This is a genomic window from Alistipes onderdonkii (assembly GCF_025145285.1).
GTDB lineage: Bacteria > Bacteroidota > Bacteroidia > Bacteroidales > Rikenellaceae > Alistipes > Alistipes onderdonkii.
The window spans coordinates 3,224,222-3,247,868 of sequence record NZ_CP102251.1 but is presented as its reverse complement, the minus strand read 5'-3'; the positions used below and the strand labels follow the sequence as shown (position 1 = coordinate 3,247,868).

Genomic DNA, 23,647 nt, shown 5'->3' with positions numbered 1-23,647 from the left:
GAAGGCGGATGCGGGATTTCACACAGGCCGGAACATAGGCCGGGCGGAGGCAGAGGGAGAAAGCGGAAGACACAAGGCGGGCGGAGGGACGGGAAAGCGGATGCGGGTTTTCACGCAGGCCGGAAAGCGGCAGGCTGAGCGGGCGGCAAGCCGGGGAGACAGGTAAGGGCCCAAAGCGGGGATGGGAACCCGGCCGCATCGGGAAAATCCGACCGGCAGGACAGATGCTGCGACCAATAAGACAACCGTGTGCCCGGAAAGGAGAAAAACAACCGGCGGGGAGGCGGATGCGATTTTCATTATACCGATTTGTTTTGTAACTTTACGACGTTTTTATCCAACCGCAGACAAATGGCAGAAACATTCAATATCTTCCTGATCGTCATGGCCGTGCTGGCCGCCGGGGTTTACGTCGCCCTGCACTTTTTCGAAGCCGGGTACGGCTATCTGTTCAACCCGAAATACGGCCCCCCGGTACCCAACAAGGTGGGCTGGGTCATGATGGAGTCGCCCGTGTTCATCGCAATGTGCGTGCTCTGGCTCATGTCCGGGCGGACATGGGAGGCCGGGCCGCTGGCGCTCTTCGTGCTGTTCCAGGCACACTACCTGCAGCGCGCCTTCATCTTCCCGCTGCTGCTGCGCGGAGAGTCGAAGATGCCGCTGGGGATCGTCGTGATGGGCATGACGTTCAACACGCTCAACGCGCTAATGCAGGGCGGGTGGATCTTCTACGTCTCGCCCGAAGGCTATTACGCCGACTGGTTCGCAAAGCCCTACATTTACGTCGGGGGAGCCCTGTTCATGGCGGGGATGGCCGTAAACCTCCATTCCGACCATATCATCCGCAACCTGCGCAAGCCGGGCGACACGCGCCACTACATTCCCCGCGGGGGGATGTTCCGATATGTCTCGTCGGCCAACTATTTCGGCGAACTGCTCGAATGGACGGGCTTCGCCGTGGCTTCGTGGTCGTGGGCCGGAGCGGTATTCGCCTGGTGGACGTTCGCCAACCTCGCACCCCGTGCGGCATCGCTCTACAAGCGTTACGCACAGGAGTTCGGGGAGGAATTCACGGCGCTGAAACGAAAAAAGATCATACCTTTCATCTATTAACCTACCGGAAAATGTCATCACTGTTCACCCCTTATAAATTAGGCCCCGTGACACTGCGCAACCGCACGGTACGTTCGGCGGCGTTCGAGTCGATGGGGCGCCATTTCGGCCCCACGGAGCAGCTCAAGGAGTACCACGTTTCGGTGGCACGCGGCGGCGTGGGCATGACCACGCTGGCCTATGCCGCGGTATGCCGCAGCGGACTGTCGTTCGACAAGCAGTTGTGGCTGCGCCCAGAGATCGTGCCCGGGCTGCGCGGGATAACCGACGCCGTACACCGCGAAGGCGCGGCGGCCGGCATCCAGATCGGGCATTGCGGCAACATGACCCATTTGACGACCGCCGGGCAGATCCCGATCGGCGCGTCGACGGGGTTCAACCTCTATGCCTACACCCCCGTGCGGGGTATGCGCAAGGACGAGATCGCGCAGGTGGCACGGGATTTCGGGAAGGCCGTCCACACCGCGCACGACGCGGGGTTCGACTCGGTGGAGGTACATGCCGGGCACGGCTACCTGATCTCGCAGTTCCTCTCGCCCTACACCAACCACCGGAAAGACGAGTACGGCGGGACGTTGGAAAACAGAATGCGTTTCATGCGGATGTGCCTCACAGAAGTGATGGAGGCCGCGGCGAAAACGGGGACGGCCGTATTGGTGAAACACAACATGTACGACGGGTTCAGGGGCGGCATCGAGATTCCCGAAAGCATCGCCATAGCCCGCGAGATCGAACGCTTCGGCGTGGACGGCATCGTGCTTTCGGGCGGGTTCGTCTCCAAGGCCCCGATGGCCGTGATGCGGGGGCTGATCCCGATCTACACGATGAGCTACTACTCGCCCCTGTGGCTGCGCTATTTCATCCGCTGGTGCGGGCCCTTCATGATCCGGCAGTTCCCCTTCGAGGAGTGCTATTTCCTGGAAGACGCCAAGAAATTCCGCGCCGAGCTGAAATGCCCGCTGGTATATGTCGGCGGGCTGGTGAGCCGCGAAGGGATCGACAAGGCGCTGGACGCGGGGTTCGAACTGGTGCAGATGGCCCGGGCGCTGGTCAACGACCCGGCGTTCGTCAACAAGCTCCGCGAGGGCGACGCCTCGACCCGCAGCGGCTGCGACCACCGCAACTACTGCATCGCGCGGATGTACTCGGTGGACATGAAATGCTGCAAGCATTGCGACGGGCTGCCGCGCAGGATACAGGAAGAACTGGCCAAGCTGCCGTAAGCATGGAACACATGGAGAAGCGTAAACGGAACAGCGAAACGGCCGGGGCCGCGGCACAAGGCGGGACGCCGGCCGGATACCGGAACCTCGGAGACAAGGCCGGGTACAGGGAACACGCGGCCGAGACCCGGGACAAGGTTCGCACGGATGAGGCCGGATGCAGGGAGCACGCGGCCGAGACCGGGCACAGGGAACGCGGGGATAAGGCCGTGACAGCCCCCTGCGAGCCCGCAGAGGTACAGGGCGGCACGGGCGGGCAGCACGGACGCCGCCTGGAACGCGGCGTAGTGGCGCCGGGCAGCGCATGGGCGCTGGTGACGGGCGCCGGGTCGGGCATCGGACGCTGCTACGCCCTGCGGCTGGCAGCGCTGGGCTACCGGCTGGTGATCGCGGGCGACAACCGCGCACCGCTCGAAGCCGTGGCGGAAGAGATACGGAATGCCCGGCCGGCCGGGCGAAAAGCAGCCGAGGAAAGACCGGAGGCCGTGGAAGGGCCGGAAGCCGCGAAAGGACTGGAAATTACGGAAGGACTGGAAGTTACGGCATCCGCAAACGGAAGCGGGGCGGCGGGGCGCGAACCGGCGGCGGGAATTGCCCAGGCTACGGGGGAACCCGGGGCCGGGACGGACGGGAACGGGGCGTGCGCAGCCGGCAGTACGGAACAAAGCGTCGGCAGCGGAAAGGAACTCGACAGCGCAGAGGGACGCGGCAGCAGGGCAACGGAGGCCGTGACGCCCGACGTGCGGGTGATTGCGATAGATCTGGCGCGGGTCGGGGCGGCACAGGAGCTGTACGACCGCATGGCAGCCGAGGGGATCGGGGTCGACGTGGTGATCAACAACGCCGGGATATTCTCGTTCTGCGACATCCTCGCCACGCCGGCGGAGCGCATCGAGCGCATCATCCTGCTGCACGACCTGACCGTCACGCAGCTATGCCGCCTCTTCGCCGCGGACATGGTACGCCGCGGCGTACGGGGGCACATCCTCAACATGTCGTCCTACTCGCTATGGATGCCGTTTCCGGGGCTGGCGCTATACAGCGCCTCGAAAGCCTACATGCGTTCGTTTTCTGTGGCATTCGCCAAAGAGGTGCGAGAACGGGGCATCCGCGTCACGGCGGTATGCCCGGCAGGCGTGGCGACAGACCTCTACGGGCTGACACCCTACTGGCAGCGCATCGGCTGCAAACTGGGCGTGCTCATCACCCCCGACAGTTGTGCGCGCAGGGGGCTGAAGGCGTTGTGGAGGGGCAGGCGGTGCATCGTACCCGACTGGTGGAACCGCGCCTGGATCCCCTTTTGCAAGGTATTGCCGATGTGGGTGCTGCGTCCGGTACGGTGTTTCACGATGAAGTTCCAGAAATAAGGCGGGACGGCGCAGCCGGCCACCGCAGGACGGATCCTGTCCTGCCGGGTAAAACACGCACGGTGCCGGGCTGTGCCGCCGGGGAGAGGCAGGAAGCAGTACGGCGGAGCCACACTCCGGGGACGCGGCGCACGGACAAGACATTAGATGACTATGAAAAATATTAAAAATGTAATTTTCGACCTCGGGGGCGTCCTCGTAGACCTCGACATAGACCGCTGCACAGCGGCATTCAGGCAGCTCGGCATGAACCGGGTCGCCGACCTGATAAACCCCTGCTATCCCGCCGAGATGATCGGACGGCTGGAACGGGGCGACCTGTCGTTCCACGAAGCATGCGACGCGATGCGGAAGCTCGACGGGCGGTACGACGTCACCGACGCCCAGATCGCAGGGGCATACGGCGCGTTCCTGGCGGGGGTTCCGGTCTGGAAACTGCGCCAGGTGGAACGGCTGCGCGGGGCAGGGATCCGCACCTACGTGTTGTCGAACAACAACCCGGCGTCGATGGAGGTCATCCGCGGCGAATTCACGGCCGACGGGCACACGATGGACGACTATTTCGACAAGGTATACCTCTCCTACGAACTGCGCGAGCTGAAACCCTCGGAGGCGATCTTCCGCAAGGTGATCGCCGACAGCGGCATCATCCCCGCACAAACGCTCTTCATCGACGACGGGCAGAAGAACGTCGAAGCGGCGCAGGCACTGGGATTCGCAGTATACATGCCCGCGCCGGGAGAGGATTTCGGACACCTGTTCGAAGAGATAACCGCAACGAAATAGCAACGCCGCACGGAATGCCCGGCGGCAGGGCTGCGACCCGGCATAAATAAACGCCTCATGAAAAAGTGGATTAAAATCACATCGATCGTCACGGCCGTGATCGCCGTGATTGTGCTTGCCGTGGCGGTATCCATAGCGCCGTTGGCTAAAAATTACATCGAGAAACACGACCGCGAACTTTTAGGCCGCTCGATCCGCATGGAACGGCTGAAGTTCAACATATTCACGGGGCGCCTGCGCATCGGCGACCTGCGCATCGGCGGGGCGGACGACTCGACGACCTTCTTCCGGCTCGACAGTTTCGAGATGCGCATGCGGCTGTGGCCCCTGCTGTCCAACCGCGTGGTCGTCAAGAAGCTCTCGTTCGCGGCGCCCGGCATAAAGGTCTACCAGCGGGGCAACTCGTTCAGTTTCGACGACATCCTGGCACATTTCGCGGGCGACACAATCCCGGCGGCCGCAACGCCCGAAAAGCCGTCGAAGCCGTGGGAAATAGGCATCTACGACATCTCGATCCGCAACGGGCAGGTGTTTTACAAAGACCTGCTGCTCGATGCCACGTGGGGCATGAAGGACATCAACCTGCACATCCCGGGCGTCTATTTCTCGGGCGAGAAGACCGACGTGGGCGCCGTCCTGAACTTCGCAGAGGGAGGTTCGCTCTCGACCGACGTGGGGTACAACATCGCGACGTCGGAATTCGACATCGGCATCCGCCTGCAGGACTTCGCACTGGCCGGGACGCTGCCCTACTTCCGGCAGGCGCTCGACGTCGCGGCGGTGGACGGACGGCTTTCGGCCGACATACGGCTGCGGGGCAATACCGAGCACCTGCTGTCGCTGCGCACCGAAGGTACGGCCTCGCTGGCGGGTTTCGCCCTGCGCGACCGCCAGCAGCGGCCCGTGGTGGGCGTAGATACGCTGGGCATGAAGCTCGCCGAGGGTGACATGGGGTCGATGCGTTTTCGTTTCGACCGAATCTATGCCGCCGGGGTCTCGGCGCTGTTCGAAATGACGCCCGAAGGCGACAATTTCTCGACGCTGATGAAACCCACGGGCAGCACGGCAGGAACTCAGGCAGCCGGGAGAATATCCGAAAGCGGTGCAACGGACGACGCGGCACAGGATCGGACAACGGCTCCGGACGCCCCCGGGGACGTCACACCGACGCTCAGGATCGCCGACCTGGAGATAGCCCGGGGCAGCGTGACGGTGCGCGACCTGACGCTGCACCGCCCGTTCGAATACACCGTCTCGCAGATCGGCATGCACAGCCGCGATTTCGACCCGTCGAAGCACAACAAGCTCACGGTGGATGCCCGCATGCAGAAAACGGGCTCGGCGAAACTGCGCTGGGAAGGGGCGTTGGACAACATCGACAACCAGAACATCACGCTCTGGCTGTCGAACCTCGACCTGCGCGACTTCGGCCCTTACTGCGAGCATTTCACGGCCTATCCGCTGACGAAGGGCAACCTCACGTTCCGCAGCCAGAACGTTATCCGCGACCGTTACCTCGACGGCACCAACCACCTCGACATGTTCGAACCGAAGGTCGACAGGAAACGCAAGGACATCAAGGCGGAAATGAACATCCCGCTGAAGCTGGGGCTCTATGTGCTCAAGGACAAGAAAGGGCATGTGAAGATGGACTTGCCGGTCAGGGGCAGCCTCGACTCACCGGAATTCTCCTACCGCAAGATCGTGCTCAAGGCGATCGGCAACGTACTGCTGAAGGTGGTGACGGCACCGTTCTCGTTCCTTTCGGGCAACAGGGACAACCTGGAATACATCAACATCGACCCGCAGCAATATGCCTTCACCTCGGAACAATACGCCTCGCTGGACAAGATCGCGCAGGCGTTGCGGGACAAGCCCGAAATGCATATCGCCCTGACGCAGCGCATCAACATGCGGCGCGCCCTGCCACGGCAGGCGGCTAACGCACTGCGGATGGCATATGCCGCACACATGAGGGCGGCGGATTCGACGCAAAGGCGGCAACTTTCGATGCTCGAATACGAAAAGATCCAGCAGACCGACATCCGCACCCCGGCGATCATGGCCTTTGCCGATTCGCTGCTGGCGGCGCAGGGTGTCTCCCCGCAGGGGCTTTCGGCCGAGGACAAGGCGATGGCGCTCTTCCGCGAACAGGCGGCCGGACAACTGGTACGCATGACGGCCGCCCGCAACAAGGCGCTGAGCGACTACATGCAGTCGACGCACGGCGCGGCAGCCCCGGCTTTCCTCGTACAGGCGATGGATTCGGCGGCGATGCTAACCTACGCAGGGCGTGACCGCTACACCATAGCGATAGAAGTGGACGGCGAAACCGTGGAGGTGGCAATGGAGGACGAGGCGCCCGTCGCCGGGGATGGCACAGGAACAGCGGATATGGGTGCGGCCGCCACGACCGGAACGGCAATAGATGCAGCAACCTCGACGGGAGATGCAAGCGAAACGGCAGGGATAACGACCGCGGCAGGTGGTGCGACAGCAGCAGAGACAGCCGGGAGCGGCGAGGCGGCATCCCCGGCAAGCGGCACAGCGGGCACGGCTGCGACGAAAGTTCGGCGATAGATCCCCGGTTTGGCGGAAGAGTACATAGCGGAGTGGGCGATCCGGACGGGGAGGCCGTAAAAACAGCAAAAAACGTCCCGGGAAGTGAGGGGATCCCCTGCCGCTGGGACGCAACGGGACGCAACGGGATTGCCAGTCCTCCGGAAGGTAACGCATACGGATCGAGGCGCTATATATCCGGGGAGGCAACAGAACAGGGAACCCGGAACAGGCAACAGAGGAATAGAAAACAGGTATCCGAAACAGGGACTGGAACAGAGACAGAGACAGAGACAGAGACAGAGACAGAAAAACGTCAGGGCATCGGCAAAAGGCTGCCCCGAAACCCGAAACCAGAGCGGCGAAAAACGTCCGGCAAGCAAACCGGCAACTCACGCAACCGGAATCCGGCGCACCGCCGGGCACAGTGGATTTCGGGGAAAAAGTTTGCCGGAACAAAAAAAAGCGGTTATCTTTGCAACCCGGAATCCGGAAGGTTCCCCCGGCCGGAAATGCCCGGGATTGACACACGACAACCCTGTGGGGTTGCACAAGGCCAATCACGAGGTCAAGGTCGGGAACGACGGGGTGTAGCGCAGTCCGGTTAGCGCACCTGCTTTGGGAGCAGGGGGTCGTGGGTTCGAATCCCGCTACCCCGACGATTGAAAACCAACCACTTACAGCGATGTAGGTGGTTGATTTATTTTAGCGCAGGTACACAATTTACACACAACTTCGCCCATTTTTAAAGCCGTCGATCCCCTACAAACACCAGTTCGACCGCTGCCCCCCAACGGACGGAAATTTCCGCTGGTTGAATACAAAGACAGCACGGGCTGGCCGGCGTATTTCCGTCTTATTGTTCTAAAAGTTCACACAACATCCCGTAAAAACACCACACAAACGCATTAAATTGTTCGATAAGTCGCACAAACCGTATTAAGAGCTGCCGGCGTCCGGGTTCATCTCGCACGCGCGCGCATAGACGTCGGAAAATTCATTATATATACCTGTAAAAGTGTTTCGTGAGTTCTATTGCCTCGCGCACGCGCGCGTAGTGACGTGCAAAAATTATCCTTGCTTGGGGTTGTTTTTCCCTCGTTGTAACCTCGTTGTAATTCTTTGCCCCTCGCTGTAATCTCGCTGTTGTTTCCGCTTTACCCTTGACGTAACCTTGACGTTGTTTTTGTTTTACCCTTACCGTAACCTTACCGTTGTTTTACGTTTTGCGCTTGTTTTAGGCTTGTTTTTCCTTGGGGTAACCTTGGGGTCATCAAGTCGTTTAAAAGTCGATTTTTCGGTGTCCAAATTGAAAATACCCTCCCCGTAACCACCCCGTAATCTCACCATTTTACCCTTAGCAAAACCTTAGCGGTTTTTAGGGGTTTTATCCAATCGGTATAACGAATCGTTAGAGCGTCGGGGATAACGACAGCGGCGCAACCTTTTACCCTTTGTGTAACCTTTGTGTATTTTGGACACAATAGACGCCAACAACCAACCCAGCCGCCCGGATTGACGGCTGGGGCATCCTCGGGGTATATGCGGAATTCCTCAACGTGGGGTGCGGGTGGGTTCGTCACTCTGTTCATGCACCAACCGGGTTAGTTCGGCATTAAATTCGTTGCCGATCCTCCGTCGCTCTATAAGCTGCTGGAGTACCTCCTTTACCTGTGGATCATCCGGTTTTATTGCGCCGCTCTCCAATTTGGACACAATCTCTTTCCCTCTGCGTATTACCGCATCTGTCTCCGCAGTTATCTCGTCGTTCCGTCGTAAAATTTGGTCTCTGTTCATAATACAATAGTTTTTTATCGGGTAAGTTTCATTAATAATCCTTTCGGCTTTTGGGCGGCCTTGCTCGGCGATACCTGCGCCCGCAGTTCTTGCAGCTGCATCCGTAGTTCGACAATCTCCATGACTAATTCGCTACGTTCTTGGAGTAATTGAAACCGGGCTTCGCTGGCTTTCATGTAAAGTTCCGAAAGGCTGTTAAAGTCGGAGGGTTTATTCGTTTGTGAACTCATATTCCCTGTTGGTTTGTGGATGAAACATCAAAACATCGCCGTCCCTTTCCCATTCTCGGATCGTGTACCTGCCTTTCGGGAGGTAACCCGCCCGGCGGACGGCTTCGGCCTCGGTGGGGAAATATCCCACCGTGTGCCCTTCAAAGGATAGTTCGTAGATCATAACCGTAGATGATTAGTTCAACATTAATTGCAAGGCTTCGGATATATCGGGATACTCTTTGCCTTCGGCGTCCCATACCGCCGGAACCAGCACGAGGTCTTGCCTCTCGTCGTTGCACATCTTCGCCTCGTAGTTGATGAAGGCTATATATCCCTTGTGGGTAATCTCAAATCCCCTGCTGAGGCCGTCGCAGTAGAAGGTAATGTAATCGGCCGCTTTGCGGGCCATTGTCCGAATGTCGGACGGGGTTAATGCTGTGGTCATGGTATTAACTTAGTTTGCTGGTTTTGCATTGGTATTGATTGATTGTGCGCCTGCCGGCCAAAATATCACGGCATTCTATAAGCTCTTTTGTTAGTTCGACTATTCGCTGGTGTGCCTTGATAAGGCGATCACCCTGTTCGATGTAATCGCGTACACCTTTCCAATACTCCGCCCGCCAATCTATCTCCGGGGAACTCGTCGTGTTTACGTTCTTTTTCATAATTTTATCGTGATTTTGGTTGAATCTCGCTATTTTTTAGTCGCCGTAGTACGTTCTGCTGTTGCCGTAATAGTCCGCGGGCACCGTCAGTAGCTGCGGGCGGTACTCCGTGGCCTTCGGCTGCTCCGTCGGACGGTTCTCGATCTTCGCCGTCATGATCGCCAACTTCTCATTGCGCCAAGCCTTCTTGAGGCAGGCCGAGAACGACATCGAGGTGTTGGCACGTTTCAGATACCAGGCGTTTTTCATGATCTTCGAGAGGTTGTAGGTTGCTTTCATAGTCTTTACGTTTACTTCAATTATTACAATGCAAATTTACGTATAATGAAATTAACAACCAAATAAAAGAGCAAGAAAGTTTACGTAAATTGCGATTTTTTTTGCTGAAATTGTATTTTATGGATATTTTGCCCTATATTTGCACTTGGAGAACTTATAATATATTGCAACTATGTTACAACTTAAGGATTTATTGAGGCGTAAAGGAATGACCGCAAAAGAACTTGCGGTAAAAATTGGCATTAGCGAGGGTGCTTTATCAAAGTCGCTTTCGGGTAATCCAACACTTGAACGCATTGAACAGATAGCCGTCGCCCTCGGCGTATCGGTTCCGGAACTTTTCGCCCCTCAACCGACGAACACAATCACCTGCCCGCATTGCGGCAAACTTATCAAGGTGGAGAAGGGAGAATAAATTATGGGAAAGAAAACAGACCAAATAGACGCCCAAAGCCTCGAACAGGCGCGCGCCCTATTCGAATCGGGGGACATCGACCGCATAGAGGTCGGAACCGTGGCCGGGCTTTGTGAGATTCACCGCTATTTGTTCGGTGGGTTGTACGACTTTGCCGGAAAAATCCGGACGCTGAATATCGCAAAGGGTGGTTTCCGATTTGCAAATTGCCTTTATCTGGGTGCCATCCTCCCGGTGATCGAGCAAATGCCGGAAACAACCTTTGAGGAAATAATTGCGAAATACGTCGAAATGAACATCGCCCACCCGTTCATGGAGGGCAACGGACGAGCAACCCGCATTTGGCTCGACATGATGCTGAAAAAACGATTGATGCAGGTTGTGGACTGGCGGAAGGTGGATAAGGATTTGTATTTGCAGGCTATGGAGCGCAGCCCGATCAATGACCTGGAATTACGCGCCTTGCTCGGCCAGGCATTGACCGACCGCACGGATGATCGGGAGGTGATTTTCAAAGGCATCGAACAGTCTTATTACTACGAGGGATATGAAGCATAAGGATAATGCGCGAGGGTTCATTCGATTGTTTTCTTTAGAATGCCTTGTAATCGCACTTAGTATATTTCCGTTGTTACATACACACGCCACACCACATCAAGCGAATGAAAAGGGGGTCGTGCAGGAAATTGTTGAATCAAGAGATAGTGCAGTAATACTATTTGGGCGGGCACAAAATATGTTTGCACTTCTTTTCGATGATTTTGATATTACCCTACGAAATAACGATAATAGGACAATAATTGCATCAGGACGAGCTAAAATAGGTGATTATATTCGAAACAATTACGATTCCAATTATCGTATGGTATCGTTCATTACCTATAAAATAAAAATTGACTGTAAAGATTATAAATATCGGTATTCAATCTCTGATATTAAAATAACAACCTTTTCTAATTTATTTGAAACCCCACAATTTGACTGGATTTCCTTCTGGTGTGCATGGTCTGATTATGGCTTAATAAACACACCTTATTTTACATATGGGGATGCAAAGATAAAAACCGAGATATATTCTTATACTATTTCTGAAATTTATGCGTCATACCAACGCGATAGCGCTGTGATAAGTAAATATGACGAAGCAGCAAAGCTATATTATGCAGCTCTAAATAAGACAAAACGCAAGTCTGATCGCAAGAATCTATTTGAACAATTAAGGCAAGTAAATTTATCCAAGATGAGTATGAGCAATAAATACAAGGCATTAAAAGCACTGAATACCATTACTCCAATATATATAATAGATTTATGCGATAAGATTAAGGACTATATGGGAATGCATGATGATTTTTGATGTTTTATTAGGCGAATTTGCCTTTGTAGAATAAAGCCGGGATTAATCCCGGCTTTATCTATAACACAATAACGGTTCCATCCTTATTTACCGAATACTCCCCGCTGATATTTACGATATTCAGCACGGCGTAGTCTTTTGCGTTGATCTGGGCTCGTGCGCCGTGCATCAATATGATTGTATGCGTGAATTGAGGCCGAGAAGCCTCGATAGTGGCCTTTGTATCACCGACCAGGCATACATATTCCTTGCCCTTTAGCGTGATGTCGCCAGCGTCGACATATATTTCCAATCCTTGAAGATTGCTTTGGTTCTCCCTGAACACTTCGACTGCGGGGAAGTTGTGACCCTGGCAGAACTCGATCCCTTGTGGGGTAAACATCAGTTTGATTAGCTCGGGGAAGTCTTGGACGCGGTTTATCTTTTCACAAGCTCCCGTTTGTAGTGCCATCGCCCGTATGGCATCTACACTCTTATTGTGTTGGGTTGTCATAATGCTAAATATTTATATATGAATATATTAGACTATATTTAATTTATAAATTTTCGGTATTTCTTTTTATGCTATTTATCCCATCCTCAATGCGCCCCAGTGTCTTATCCATGCTTTTGGTGCTTACGTTTATTTCCCTAACCTCTAAAAGGGTTTCCACATCAATCCGCAAACTTTCGTAATAAGCGGCTGACAATTCGTCGATTCTCGAATCCATATTCAGACAATTGTGTATTGCTTCTATAATTCCTTCTACCGAATCCCGCATTTGAAGTTGTGACATTACAGCGTTTCGGATGTCGGTTACTTTGCCTTGAATGTCGGCGAAACGACCGCTTAATTCATCTCCCGTATCTTGCGACATCGTTTGAAAGCTTCGGGATGTTGCTTGTTGTTTAGAGGCTGTATTGTCGTCAAAATATTTATCCGCCCAGCCAAAAGAAGCATCCAAATCTTGATTGAGTTTTTTAATCATTTCATCAATGATATTCTCCTCCGTTTGGGTAATAATACCATCTTCCCAAAATTCCTCCAGCTTATCGCGTATGACTTGCATAGGTTCTTTTATATCGGCCTTCATGGCCTCAATCACCATTTGCTTAATCATGTTTTTTACAAAGTCTTTAGCCGATTTTGCCCTGTCTTCTCCTTGTGCCCAGGCGTCGGCATATGCTTCAGCAAAATCATTGATAGCAGCCTGAATGTCTGAACCGAATATAGCATCTTGCGCCTTTGCGGCATTATCTTCTATAAGGTTTGTTATCTCCTCATATTGTTTCTCCCACTCTTTAATGCGTTTTTTATCTGGGTCTTTCTTGCTCTTTTCTTCTTGTATTTGACGCTGAATTAATAACTTTTGTTGCTCAAGCAACTTATTTTGGTCTTCTATTAACTCTTTCGCATCTGTAGAATACGCTTTTTCTATTGAACGCGATAGCCTGTCGTAAGAACGTGATAATGCATCTATCTGATCTTGGAGTTTTTGTATTTTTCTTTCTTTACTTTTATCTATCCATTTATTTATACTTGTAATAACTCCAAGTATGCTACTGGTCGCCTCTGACGCTGCGCCCATTATGTCGCCACTTTTAAATTTTTCCCACGAAGAATACACATGATTATCAAATTCGGACATCAAATTTGATAATTCAGCCCATTTGCCTAATGTTGTATCAATTTCTGCATCTTGCCCAAAAGATGCCATCATGTCGACAATACTATCCGTCAGTTGTTGCATAGCTTGAATTGTCTGATGAATTGATGTAACAATCATATCAATCATAGAAATCACTCCCGATGCCTTTCCTGCTGCTTTGGACATAGAGGCTCCCATTGCTTGCACATTTTGATCGCCGGTTTTGGCACCTTTGAGCTGCATGGCATCTCCGAGTTTCTGGTAGTTATCAATCAAGCCATTTATTCCTTGATTTTGATATGTTTGAAATCTACCTCTTTCATTCAACTTGTCGCGGTATTGTTGGTCAAGTTGCTGTGTTGCCCTTACATATTCTTCTATTGAAATTTTACCCGCCTCAAGCATCTGGTTTAGCTGATTGCGCAAAGTGTTATATATGTTTGATGCCATGCTTTTAGACATGGTTTCAATCCACGAAAAGAAGGCGATCCAATTGTCTGACTGTTTAGTTTCAATCTCGGCAAGGGCTGCATCGCGCTCTTTTTTCAACCTTTCTCGGTCTCCCTGAGTTGTAGCTTTTCTAATTCTTTCGTCGTAATATTCTTTTGTCGCTTGTAGTTTTTCTCGGAAATTTCCGTATTTTCTCAAATACTCATTCCACGCTTGAATCTCTTTGTTGACAACATCCGATAATCCCTCTGGAGTTATAGCTATACCCGATACACTCGCCCGCTCTTTATTTCGTTGTTCTTTATTGAACTCTTTCAAGGCTTCCGTGTATATTCTAACACCTTCTGCCGCTTTGATATTGTCAGCATAATATACCTTTTGAAGGTCATGATATTTTTCGCCGGCAGACCCATCGGCAGCCACGTTGACTGCGATAACTAAACCTTTGGTGTCTGCGGCAAGAATATTCTGAGCTCCTTCAAGTTTTGAGTGTATGTAATCATCCAATTCCTGTGGAGACAAAATGTCCCCATTAGGCAGGATTGGGGTGACTAAAATCTCAGTCACCTTTCCCTTGGCATCCAAAATACCATATTGGCTGCTGAAAACGGTGGCAATACCCTCTCCGGCATCTTCCCAGCCTTTTTTTACCAATTCCGCCGCTTTAACAAGTGGGCGCGCCAAATGATTTACATTCCCTTTGTACTGCGCAATCATCTGCTGTCCGGCGAGGAATCGTTCAGACGAAGTATCATTTTTATATTGGGCATCAATTTCCTTTTCTTGTAACTCAAGCAGCTTTTTTTCGGCTTCTTGTATGGCTCGGGCACGTTTCTGATAGTCGAGGTCTATTTGCGCAAGTTTCTTGGCCGTGCCGTCCTTCATGGAATCTACCTCCGCCTGCAATGCATCGTCCCGGAGCTTTTGCAATTGCTTGGTGAGCTCCTTTAGATTGCGCTCTTGATCGGATGCGGCTTTTTTTGCTGCGCTTTCGGCCTCTTGGCGGGCTTTTTTCCATTCTGCGTTAAGTTCGGCGGGGGTTTTCCCTATAAATGATTTTTCTGCAACAGATGCTAATTCTTCGCTGCTTTCATCAAGTATTGCAAGATATTCCCGAATATCATTAGGAATATCATCCGGAAGCTCTAATTTCGTGCGGATAGCTTCGCTTGCACGCTCAATGCCTTTTTCCAAACCAGCAATAGCACCACTCAAACCTTCTATAATTGGCGACTTTTTGCTAATGCCCTTACTTTGCAGATCATTTATTTTCGATTGTAATGTATCGATGCGATCTGCATAGGATTGAATACGTTTATATTCATCTGTACCCTCTATTTTTAACTTTTTAATTACATTTTCTGTAATGAGCTCCTGGGCGGCTTTGGCTTGTGCGACCTCGATAATTGCATCGCGCAGGTTTTCATAAGCACCGACAGCATTCCCGACCATAACCTGTTCCGCAGCCATATTGCCGAAGTAAGCGGGGTATATGTCTTGCAATTTTTTGACCGCTTCGGCTCTTTCTTCATAGGGCCTGGAAAGGTCTGTCGCAGCCCTATACAGCAGGTTCAATTTGGTTAATTCGGATTGAGCCGACACCGAACCTTGAGCCATAGCGGAATTAAAGCGTTCGAGTGCAGCGGCAGAGGCGTCTATCGTCGTTTTACCTTTGAACAGCGACGCTACCCAGTTGGTTATCTCCTTGCCGTAAAGGGTAAGCACGGTTACGCCGGCCACAAGCAGGGTTTGCCAGGAGAAGATCGACGATGCTATCTGTTTCCATACGGGCGTGAAGGTTTGCCCGGCTTTCTTCAATTCATCAACCGATTTCTTCGCCCGTGCTATTTCATCGGCCAGCATCGGCAGGTTGTTGGATATGGCGGCAAAGAATATTTGCGGGCCATATGCCAGCGACGGCAACTCGCGGGCAACTTGCTGAATTTGGAATCCCAGCATATTGAATCCCGAGGCATAATTGCCGACATTGCGAGTATGGACGCCCATCGACGCATCCAGTTCTTTGATCTTCGTGTCGAGCGATTCGATGTTTTTAAGCATCGTTTGCCCTTGCGCCCCCTCACGATCCGCGGCGCTCATATTTTTATACACCGCACGCATACGGGTAAGCGCCTGGGACATTTCGTTGATTGAGCCGATGGCGGTCTGCTCCAATTTGATTTGGTTGGCAAGCTCCCGCCTCAATTGGGATATTTCCTGCTTGTATTCCTCGATAGATACGGCAGCGTCCAATACTTGCGCCCTTTTCTTTGCAGACAATTGCCCGTTCTGCTGCTCTTCCTTATTGAGCGCGGTTACATCCGCTTTTAATCGTGCGATCTCATTTGAATATAGCCTAATTTGAGCTATTGCCTTTATTTTTTCGTCGTTAGCGGCTTTCAGCTCACCAAGCAGGTCATGATATGCCGTAGTTTCGGCCTGGGTAGCCGCTGTTCCCGCCGTAGAACCGCCGCCAGCAGTTCCGGTCGTGGCCGAGGCAGTAGCCTTGGACGCCGCATCCATTGCCTGCTGCTCCATCTGGGCGATTTTGCGCATTGCCTGTTCGACGCGAGCCTCCATATCGGCAATATGGCGATTTATGACTTTAAACCCGTCTGAGTTAGACGGAAATTTCTCCAACAACTGATATAACAGTTTCAGCGATTTGATAAAATTATTTAACTTTGCGGTGTCCGCATTTATTTTGAATGATAATGCACTCATTACTACTTATTAAAAAATTCATTAATTTGCTATTCTAAGGGAACTCCGTAGTTGCAAGTTTGGATTACCCGCGTTACGGTAAAAACCATAACGCGGGTTGTTTATTTTAGGGTTCTTTGGCTATCGTTTCGGCTAAACCGTGCATAATAGCGGTTATCTGCGATATGTCCTCAATAGGAAGCATCGCCAGGGTTTTATTGTATGCATCGAACAGCTCGGGCAATGATGCCCGCCGCATTATCCGACGACGCAAAAACCATATTCTGATCCCGGCGAATACATTGCGGCTGCCAACGATAGCCAGAGCGACACTATGCGCCATCGCTGCTATGCATGCTTCGCTCTTATCCGGTTCTTTATTAATATGCCGGGCTGTCATGATCTCCGCTGTGGTCTGAGGGGTCATCCTGTATATCGTGTAGCCTCTCCGGGCAATACGGATGCTGATAAAATCCCTTTTCCTACCATCAGCGGGTAACATATCTGCAAGCTCCGCTAAGGTCTGTATCATAATCTCTTTTTTTACTTTTTCCATGATGTAATACCTTAGTTGTTTTTTTATCTTCTGTTTGTATTTTTAACGTCGTGTAAATTTCTCCACATATCTAAATCCTGGCAGATTGATGGAAAACTCATTGTTATTGCCGATAGAAATAATGCCATTTGTCGTCAGGTAGCCCGACCTCGATACCGCCCGCATGACATTTCCATGCTCACGAAGGTATGCATCCAGTTCTTCGAGCTTGTTCACAATGTCCTGGGCTTGGGCGTATACTTGCTCCTTCGCTTCGGTATCAAGGTAAATAACATGCTGTTCTTTCAGGTAATTATCTACCTTGTCCTCAAATAGGAATATATGCCCTTGAGATATTGAGAATAAATCATTTCGTATATCGCAGTTTCCCTTTGCCTGGGTGTAGCGCCTTTGCCATTGTTCCGCCAGTGCGTATAAGGGCTTTACACTATCCATATATTGTTTTTTTGACAGTGCAAATTGCATCTTGCCCGCCTCCTTCGTTACCTGTTCTTCAATTAATGCCGTAAGATCATTTACATTGGAAAGTCGTGTTAAAATATCGTCGCCGAAAACAATGCCGGCGGCTGTAATTTCATCGATAATTTTCTGAGCATCGGCAATGAAACTATAATAAGCGCGTCGCTGAGCGGCTATTGCTGATGAATCCTCATAGATAACCTTATTGTTATGTCCCATTTTGAATATTTTTTTAGAATTGCATAGAATCCACTATCTTTCTAACCTGTTGCTTTTCCTTTGCCCGCCGTTCATGGCATTCCCGAAGCACCCGGTCAATTTCTTCTACGGCCTGTTTGCCGTACTTTTTTTCGAGTGCTAATACAGTCTCGCTATTGATTTCATCTGCTGTTTTAATTGTTTTCTCCATGCTTATTTTTTGATTTATTTGTTTATTTCTTATCCGGCCATACCCTCGGTGGTGGTCGCGTTGCGCCCGTAGAAACTGGAGTTTTCGTTTGGCTCGGTTGATCCGGTGGTTTTTCTGACCATCCAGTATTATCATAAGCTCGTCACGGCTTAATTCGACAGTCCACACCGAATAGTCGGCAATTACTGCCCGCCCTTCCGTCCTTCTCCCCATTATCCGCTTGCTAATTATGTTTATAATCCTTACCTTTGCGAATAATGTAATGCTTCGTTCGACAATGCCTTATAAGAGAGAGGGACTATCCCCCTCTCTTATTCTTTGAGGCAATCCAACGCGTCGGGATGGAGTTCTATGGTACCTTCGTATGATACCCTAATGACACTACGGTAGTCCGTGTCTTCCGGCAGGATCGCAGTCTTGAAACTCGGATGATCCGCGATCAAAGTATTCAATGCTTCAACCGCACGGCGCACCTGATCGCATTGCTGAAGTACACGCCCGCGCATTACTGCCACTTCGAGCGTACGCCGTTGGTGCTGGTCGGCCAGCCAGTCGGTAGACAATTTGACCTTATCCCCGCTTACGATAAATGCCTTAGGGTCGAGGGCATCAGCCTCACCGACACGCAGCGCATTTTTGATCGCCTGTTGTGAATTGTCGATGACGCTATTCATGTACTCATTTGCCCGCGCTGTGAGCTCCTCCCGTGTCGTTATGATCTTTATATGCTTCGCGTCTTCGGCGGCAAGCCGTTTCGCCTGTGTTCGGATAGCCTTGCCGTCAGACAGCGCAATGTCCGCAATGCTTTCGGTGGATACGTCCAGGCGCGCCACTTTCAGTTGCTGGATTGCGGCCTCAAGTTGGGGAATAGCGGCTGCGTGGGCTTTAATATACTCTTCGTACTTGTTTGTCTTTGCTTTCATATTCGATAATAGTTTAGTTTGCATTGGTTCAAAACCGGATATTCGGATTTATGGCCGAATCTTTGGGGACATAACCGGGATGCTCGGCGTCGGGAAGTGCCTGCGCCCACTCTTTCGCTAATGCCTTGTCCTCTTCTTCATACTCGGGGATGTACACACCCCGCTGTTTGTCTTGCTCTTGCATGGTTTTAGTTGTTTTTTAATGTTTCACAATTACATTTGCCTGTGGCTTTCATAGGATGGTTACGATTTTGGGTTGGGCATAGGCGGCGTGGATCCGCCTATGTTTTTTTTTGCCTTTCCTGCCAGCCTCAATAGTCTACGCGCCAATCTTTTGGCTTGGGCAGGGCTAAAACACAGCATTGCGCAGTTGCCCTGTATGAAATCCGTGTCGTAATCGCTTGCGTCCGGGACGTACAGGATAATTTCGTCATCACCCCTGTGTGTGCCGTTGCTGTCTACAATCGTGGTCGTTACGCGGTCGAGCGTCAGCCCGATACCGTGTTGGTTGTCGATCTTGATCTGCTTCATGTTGTTTTATTAGTTGAAAAATGGTTATTTCTTGGGCTATTTGCACCTGTCGGCCAGTCATGCACGGAACCTCCCCGCCTCGAAACCGTTGGCCATATAGAAGGCGATTTTCTCGAATTTGTCGCCGAACTTGGTAAACTCGTCCCGCAAAGGCGGGTATAATAGCTGTTTTTTCATATAGGCTTTCTGAATTTTCTATTTTCTTTCACGTCGTGGGCACTTGTCCCACCCGTGAAATTTCATGCGCTAAAATCGCGCATTTCGTCAAAATGGCTCGGCCTCCTCAGCTACATCCGTCGCGGGGCTGTCGTAGTCGGCTATCCGGGTCAGGCTCTCGTTATGTCGGAAATAAATCCGACCCGCCGCCCCCTCTCTATTTTTGGCGATATGCAGCACCCCGACGCCTTCGGACGATATAAGCCCGTAGCGGGTCGTGTCGATCGTTTGCATACCGTACATTGCCGGACGATCAATAAACGCGACCATATCTGCGTCTTGCTCGATAGCTCCCGATTCCCGAAGGTCGGACAGCAACGGTGTTTTATCGGCGCGCTCCTCAACCTTACGCGATAGTTGTGATAACAGGATAACCGGCACGTCGAGCTCCTTTGCCAACAGTTTGGCCGAACGGCTGGCGGCAGCGATCTCACGCTCGCGGTTTATGTTCGGGTTGCGGGTCGAGGTGTCGAGAAGTTGCAGGTAGTCGATAATGACCATCCCGCACCGTCCCCGGCGGTGCATCGCCTTACATTGCGAGCGTATAGCGCCCATCGTGATGTTAGCCCGGTCATTAAGGAAGACAGGCATAGCCGAAAGGGTGGCGCCGGCCGTCTCTATCTTCGTCCAGCCCGAAGCGTCGACATTACCGGTGCGAAACGCTCCCGAATCTACACCCGAGCTGCCGACCAGCATACGCCCGGCCAGCTGCCCGGCGGGCATTTCCAGCGAATAGACACACACCGGAACGCCCGACGCGGCCGCAGCACGGGCAAAATGTAGCATCGTAGCGCTTTTGCCCATTCCCGGACGGCCAGCCAATACGATCAACTGACCACCACGCCAGCCGCCCGTAAGAGCGTCGAGCCGCTGCAACCCGGTAGGAATGCCGATACACTCGCCCGCCTGCCTGGCCTGCTGTCGTCGCTCCAGGTCGTCGAGGGTAGCTCGCACGACATCCGACAACGGCGCAATGTCATCCGGCCGCGAGACCCGGTCTGCAATTGCGGTTATATTCGATGTAGCCCAATACACAACGCAGTCGGGATCCGACACAGCGCGTGCCGCGAGTTCGTAGCCGAAAAGGCATAAACGCCGCCGGGTTTCGGTGTCTGCGAGCTGCCGGGCGTGATCCAGCACGTTAACGCCGGAACCTACTGCGCTGGTCAGCTCCGAGAAGTAGCGCAACATATCACGGTCTTTCAGTTCCGGCCGTTGCGAAAGCGTATAGAGGTCGATTTTATCGCCTCGCTCCAACATCGAAAGCATCTCGCCGTAGATTTTGCCGTTTTTTGCGTCAACGAATGCCGAAATTTCGACGATTTCCGCCACGTCGGGCAGTTGATCCGGTTCGAGAATCAAAGCCCCCAAAACGGCTCTTTCAAGCTCGGGCGATTCCGGAAGTCCCTCAACGGACGCCGGGCGGTTATAAGTCTTGATAGATTCGCTTCGTTTCATGGTTAGTTTGATTTTGGGTCGTGTTGCTGAATTCGGATTTGCGGCGCATCCAATTTCGCGCGGCGGCTTTCCAGTCTTTTACCGGGTTTTTACCTGTTCGCCAGCCGTTGGCCGTGAAATAGTCGTAAAAGCATTCCGCATCCGTATCGCCTCCTTTGATCGTAGAAAAATAATCTTTGACTATTTCGAGCGAGGGGACGACAAACGCCGTGCGTTTGGTAGTCCCTCGGCGCGGCTTGTCCGCGCTCGTCGTTACCGAAGTGTCGTTACCTTCTGCATTCGTAGGCTCCCCCTTACAATCCCCCTTACTATCTATATCTTTATCCTTATCAACATCCTTATCCTTATCCTTATAAAGGTTAGGTTCTTGGTTAGGTCTTTGGTTAGGTCTTTGGTTAGGTCTTTGGTTAGGTCTTTGGTTAGGTTCGCCCGCCTTGCCACTTGGGTTATTTCGGCTTCCTTTGGGCGCTCCGCCTTTTCGGCCATTCTCCACACAGGCGTCGTATCGGTTATGTGCGTTATCAATTACGGGCTTGATCGCAATAAACAACGCCTTTGCAACTGCATTGCTATCCGCTCCAGGCGCAATGCCTTCAAAAGCATAGTCGAATATCGTTTCCGATACGACCTTATACAAATCCGGCGGTAATTCGCGCAAAGATTCACGGAATGAGCGGTAATAGACCATCGTGTCGCGGATCATCGTGTACCTCCTTTCCGGGCTTGCTTACGCTCCCATTTAACCCAATCCGCCTCAAGTTGAGGGTAGCAATAATCATAGAAAATACGGGATAGATCAGGCGGCAAGTCGGGGGCGATACGGTCAAGGCCATACATTACAACCGCATCCATAAATAACCGATAGTCAACGGGTGCAAGCCCTTCCATCGCACCCCGAAAAGAGCGATAAAAAATAAAACTATTACGCTTCATGGTCGGCCTCCTTCCGGATAAAATACCGCTTGAAACGGCTGCCGTGCTCGCTGGGCACCCATTCATCGAGGATGTCAATGCCTTTGGCCCTCAAATCGCGTATGCAACTCCGAGGATCGGATAATCGTAGGGCGACGGAAATGTCTGCGGCGGAATATTTTTTGCCTGATTGAAGCAAATCATAGACCCTCTGCTGGTGGAAAGCCAAAGTTTTTTGCGTACCTTTGTCGGTATGGACACCAAGGGTTGCCGCTGCGCGCTCGCTTCGAGCGCCGGCGGCGATCTTCATTTCATACATAGCCCTGGTGTTATTTACGGTTGGCACTTTCGGCAATACGCAAAGTAGCAGCAGCCCGTTCATCCTCCGGCCGAACGGTGCGTGAATCAATCCACGTCAAAAGCGCCTTTTTCGAGAACACTATGCGACGTCCGATCTTCTTGTACGGGATCGTATTTTTGTATACGTGATTGTAGAGCGTTGCCCGAGTAGTGGGGACGCCCTGCTCGGTCAGGAAATGGGCGGCGTCCTCAATATTCACTCCGTCTGTCTCGACGGGCTCATTTTTGCGCCGGAAGTCGGCGAGTTTGGGAAGAATCGCGTTTACTGCATCGGTAATGATGGATTGCAGTTGCGCGGGAGTTGTTACGATTACGGTGTTATCCATAGCATCGTGAAGTTTTAAAAATTGAACACTTGCCCGCGTCCGGGCGTTAGTGATCGATCACGATGCAAAGGAGCAAACAAAAAAGACGTCGGACTAAACGTCGGACGTCCTAAATTTTCATTTCGCCCCTATTTTTTTTAGCCATTCTGCGGCGGCCTCTTTTGCAGTGGACTCGGGCTCTTTATAAGCTACCGTATCTTTGGGTTTGCACTCTATATTTCCGCCTGTAACCGCTTCAACAAAAGCAGCGAGGTTTGTTTTATCCATATGTGCTTGGAGGTTCAATTTATTAATCAACCCCCAAACTGCGGCGATTCTGTGGGTACGAGGAATGGTTTTACCTTGCTTCTTACGTGGATTGCCTCCTTCTGCATAAAAACAATCAAGCACAAAATACCTGTCTGGCATTTCCAATAACGCCTGCTTGATTTCATCGTCTATTAATAAGGTATCTATGAGGCCAAAATCAATGGCAAACATTTTTAATCCTGACATATACTCCTCTAATGCATCAAGCATGCATGAAAAATCCGCATATTCTTCGTGAGGATATATTTTTTTCAATACATCGAATGCCTTACGACCAAATTCCGCATTTGCAAATTCTACATATTGACACACCGGCGCAAAACGAATCGCTCGTGATAACAAGACATTCCTCCCCTTATCATCCAACGGCATCATAGCGGTTTCTATATCGTCTAATTTGTCGTCGAAAAATTCTATATATGGACATTCGCATTTCTTATATTCTGCGCATATAACGGAGCAAATATTATTTAGTGTTTGCACACATTCCGCCTCGTCCAAATAATCTATTTTATCGGAATCGGCATCTATTTCGCCATCTTCTAAATTTGTCTCCCCAATATCCCTAAGCAATCGCAAAACGCGGAATACGGCATCGCATATTTCCAATTTATACAAATTACTATATTTCATA

General features: G+C 51.7%; 28 protein-coding genes and 1 tRNA gene. 9 read left to right on the top strand and 20 right to left on the bottom strand.

Going from position 1 to position 23,647, the window contains the following annotated elements:
• Positions 1 to 351: 351 nt before the first annotated feature.
• The 6 genes from NQ559_RS13270 to NQ559_RS13245 all read left to right on the top strand — a co-directional run bounded on the left by NQ559_RS13270 (position 352) and on the right by NQ559_RS13245 (position 7,707).
• Positions 352 to 1,113: a DUF1295 domain-containing protein gene (locus tag NQ559_RS13270; RefSeq protein ID WP_018697228.1), complete on the top strand. Its 762-nt coding sequence runs from the start codon at positions 352 to 354 to the stop codon at positions 1,111 to 1,113.
• 11 nt (positions 1,114 to 1,124) lie between these two features.
• Positions 1,125 to 2,336, top strand: coding sequence for an NADH:flavin oxidoreductase (locus NQ559_RS13265; protein WP_026318625.1), 1,212 nt, complete (start codon positions 1,125 to 1,127; stop codon positions 2,334 to 2,336).
• Positions 2,337 to 2,347: 11 nt separating this feature from the next.
• Positions 2,348 to 3,703 (top strand): SDR family NAD(P)-dependent oxidoreductase, encoded by a 1,356-nt coding sequence (locus NQ559_RS13260; RefSeq protein WP_259802822.1) that lies wholly within the window; start codon positions 2,348 to 2,350, stop codon positions 3,701 to 3,703.
• A 153-nt stretch (positions 3,704 to 3,856) separates the two neighbouring features.
• Entirely contained in the window at positions 3,857 to 4,489 is a 633-nt protein-coding gene (locus NQ559_RS13255) for an HAD family hydrolase (RefSeq protein ID WP_018697231.1), read from the top strand.
• Between the two features lie 57 nt (positions 4,490 to 4,546).
• Positions 4,547 to 7,069, top strand: a complete 2,523-nt coding sequence (locus NQ559_RS13250; RefSeq protein WP_018697232.1) for a DUF748 domain-containing protein — start codon at positions 4,547 to 4,549, stop codon at positions 7,067 to 7,069.
• A gap of 563 nt (positions 7,070 to 7,632) precedes the next feature.
• Positions 7,633 to 7,707 (top strand) — tRNA-Pro (locus tag NQ559_RS13245).
• Positions 7,708 to 8,602: 895 nt separating this feature from the next.
• On the opposite strand, the gene NQ559_RS13240 is transcribed toward NQ559_RS13245, so the two are convergent.
• The 6 genes from NQ559_RS13240 to NQ559_RS13215 are packed head-to-tail and all read right to left on the bottom strand — an operon-like array spanning position 8,603 to position 10,001.
• Entirely contained in the window at positions 8,603 to 8,845 is a 243-nt protein-coding gene (locus NQ559_RS13240; RefSeq protein WP_018697233.1) for a hypothetical protein, read from the bottom strand.
• A 14-nt stretch (positions 8,846 to 8,859) separates the two neighbouring features.
• Positions 8,860 to 9,075, bottom strand: coding sequence for a hypothetical protein (locus NQ559_RS13235; RefSeq protein ID WP_033395403.1), 216 nt, complete (start codon positions 9,073 to 9,075; stop codon positions 8,860 to 8,862).
• Positions 9,056 to 9,238 carry a hypothetical protein gene (locus NQ559_RS13230; protein ID WP_018697235.1) on the bottom strand — a complete coding sequence of 61 codons (183 nt, stop codon included), beginning with the start codon at positions 9,236 to 9,238 and terminating at the stop codon, positions 9,056 to 9,058. Before NQ559_RS13230 ends, NQ559_RS13235 begins: the two co-directional genes overlap by 20 nt.
• A 12-nt stretch (positions 9,239 to 9,250) precedes the next feature.
• Complete coding sequence (locus tag NQ559_RS13225) at positions 9,251 to 9,502, bottom strand: hypothetical protein (protein WP_018697236.1); 252 nt, start codon at positions 9,500 to 9,502, stop codon at positions 9,251 to 9,253.
• A 4-nt stretch (positions 9,503 to 9,506) separates the two neighbouring features.
• Positions 9,507 to 9,722, bottom strand: coding sequence for a hypothetical protein (locus NQ559_RS13220; protein WP_018697237.1), 216 nt, complete (start codon positions 9,720 to 9,722; stop codon positions 9,507 to 9,509).
• A 36-nt stretch (positions 9,723 to 9,758) separates the two neighbouring features.
• Complete coding sequence (locus NQ559_RS13215) at positions 9,759 to 10,001, bottom strand: hypothetical protein (protein WP_018697238.1); 243 nt, start codon at positions 9,999 to 10,001, stop codon at positions 9,759 to 9,761.
• Between the two features lie 172 nt (positions 10,002 to 10,173).
• Here NQ559_RS13215 and NQ559_RS13210 point away from each other — a divergent pair, with 172 nt between their 5' ends.
• From NQ559_RS13210 to NQ559_RS13200, 3 genes are read left to right on the top strand one after another with little or no spacing between them, the layout of a single operon-like run.
• A complete protein-coding gene (locus NQ559_RS13210; RefSeq protein WP_018697239.1) occupies positions 10,174 to 10,416 on the top strand; it encodes a helix-turn-helix domain-containing protein in 243 nt (80 codons plus the stop codon).
• Between the two features lie 3 nt (positions 10,417 to 10,419).
• Positions 10,420 to 10,974, top strand: a complete 555-nt coding sequence (fic, locus tag NQ559_RS13205) for a protein adenylyltransferase Fic (protein ID WP_018697240.1) — start codon at positions 10,420 to 10,422, stop codon at positions 10,972 to 10,974.
• On the top strand, positions 10,964 to 11,773 hold the full coding sequence (locus tag NQ559_RS13200; protein WP_082426833.1) for a DUF4468 domain-containing protein: 810 nt from the start codon (positions 10,964 to 10,966) through the stop codon (positions 11,771 to 11,773). Before fic ends, NQ559_RS13200 begins: the two co-directional genes overlap by 11 nt.
• Positions 11,774 to 11,831: 58 nt before the next feature.
• On the opposite strand, the gene NQ559_RS13195 is transcribed toward NQ559_RS13200, so the two are convergent.
• The 14 genes from NQ559_RS13195 to NQ559_RS13135 all read right to left on the bottom strand — a co-directional run bounded on the left by NQ559_RS13195 (position 11,832) and on the right by NQ559_RS13135 (position 23,646).
• Positions 11,832 to 12,266, bottom strand: coding sequence for a hypothetical protein (locus NQ559_RS13195; RefSeq protein ID WP_018697242.1), 435 nt, complete (start codon positions 12,264 to 12,266; stop codon positions 11,832 to 11,834).
• Positions 12,267 to 12,309: 43 nt separating this feature from the next.
• Positions 12,310 to 16,575 (bottom strand): phage tail tape measure protein, encoded by a 4,266-nt coding sequence (locus NQ559_RS13190; RefSeq protein ID WP_018697243.1) that lies wholly within the window; start codon positions 16,573 to 16,575, stop codon positions 12,310 to 12,312.
• 106 nt (positions 16,576 to 16,681) lie between these two features.
• A complete protein-coding gene (locus NQ559_RS13185; protein WP_018697244.1) occupies positions 16,682 to 17,110 on the bottom strand; it encodes a hypothetical protein in 429 nt (142 codons plus the stop codon).
• Positions 17,111 to 17,152: 42 nt separating this feature from the next.
• Entirely contained in the window at positions 17,153 to 17,788 is a 636-nt protein-coding gene (locus NQ559_RS13180; RefSeq protein ID WP_018697245.1) for a hypothetical protein, read from the bottom strand.
• A 13-nt stretch (positions 17,789 to 17,801) separates the two neighbouring features.
• Entirely contained in the window at positions 17,802 to 17,978 is a 177-nt protein-coding gene (locus NQ559_RS13175; protein WP_154654076.1) for a hypothetical protein, read from the bottom strand.
• A 311-nt stretch (positions 17,979 to 18,289) separates the two neighbouring features.
• On the bottom strand, positions 18,290 to 18,901 hold the full coding sequence (locus tag NQ559_RS13170; RefSeq protein WP_018697247.1) for a hypothetical protein: 612 nt from the start codon (positions 18,899 to 18,901) through the stop codon (positions 18,290 to 18,292).
• Between the two features lie 28 nt (positions 18,902 to 18,929).
• Complete coding sequence (locus NQ559_RS13165) at positions 18,930 to 19,085, bottom strand: hypothetical protein (RefSeq protein WP_018697248.1); 156 nt, start codon at positions 19,083 to 19,085, stop codon at positions 18,930 to 18,932.
• A gap of 59 nt (positions 19,086 to 19,144) precedes the next feature.
• The gene (locus tag NQ559_RS13160; RefSeq protein ID WP_018697249.1) at positions 19,145 to 19,432 is read right to left on the bottom strand and encodes a hypothetical protein; all 288 of its coding nucleotides are present in this window, start codon (positions 19,430 to 19,432) and stop codon (positions 19,145 to 19,147) included.
• A gap of 264 nt (positions 19,433 to 19,696) precedes the next feature.
• Positions 19,697 to 21,106 carry a replicative DNA helicase gene (locus tag NQ559_RS13155; RefSeq protein ID WP_083923893.1) on the bottom strand — a complete coding sequence of 470 codons (1,410 nt, stop codon included), beginning with the start codon at positions 21,104 to 21,106 and terminating at the stop codon, positions 19,697 to 19,699.
• Positions 21,075 to 21,809, bottom strand: coding sequence for a DUF6291 domain-containing protein (locus NQ559_RS13150; protein ID WP_018697252.1), 735 nt, complete (start codon positions 21,807 to 21,809; stop codon positions 21,075 to 21,077). The genes NQ559_RS13155 and NQ559_RS13150 overlap by 32 nt, the downstream gene beginning before the upstream one ends.
• On the bottom strand, positions 21,806 to 22,039 hold the full coding sequence (locus NQ559_RS16095; protein ID WP_220398825.1) for a DUF6291 domain-containing protein: 234 nt from the start codon (positions 22,037 to 22,039) through the stop codon (positions 21,806 to 21,808). Before NQ559_RS16095 ends, NQ559_RS13150 begins: the two co-directional genes overlap by 4 nt.
• Positions 22,029 to 22,337, bottom strand: coding sequence for a helix-turn-helix domain-containing protein (locus NQ559_RS13145; protein ID WP_018697253.1), 309 nt, complete (start codon positions 22,335 to 22,337; stop codon positions 22,029 to 22,031). The genes NQ559_RS16095 and NQ559_RS13145 overlap by 11 nt, the downstream gene beginning before the upstream one ends.
• A 10-nt stretch (positions 22,338 to 22,347) precedes the next feature.
• Positions 22,348 to 22,704: a helix-turn-helix domain-containing protein gene (locus NQ559_RS13140; protein ID WP_018697254.1), complete on the bottom strand. Its 357-nt coding sequence runs from the start codon at positions 22,702 to 22,704 to the stop codon at positions 22,348 to 22,350.
• Between the two features lie 117 nt (positions 22,705 to 22,821).
• A complete protein-coding gene (locus NQ559_RS13135; RefSeq protein WP_018697255.1) occupies positions 22,822 to 23,646 on the bottom strand; it encodes a hypothetical protein in 825 nt (274 codons plus the stop codon).
• Position 23,647: the final 1 nt, after the last annotated feature.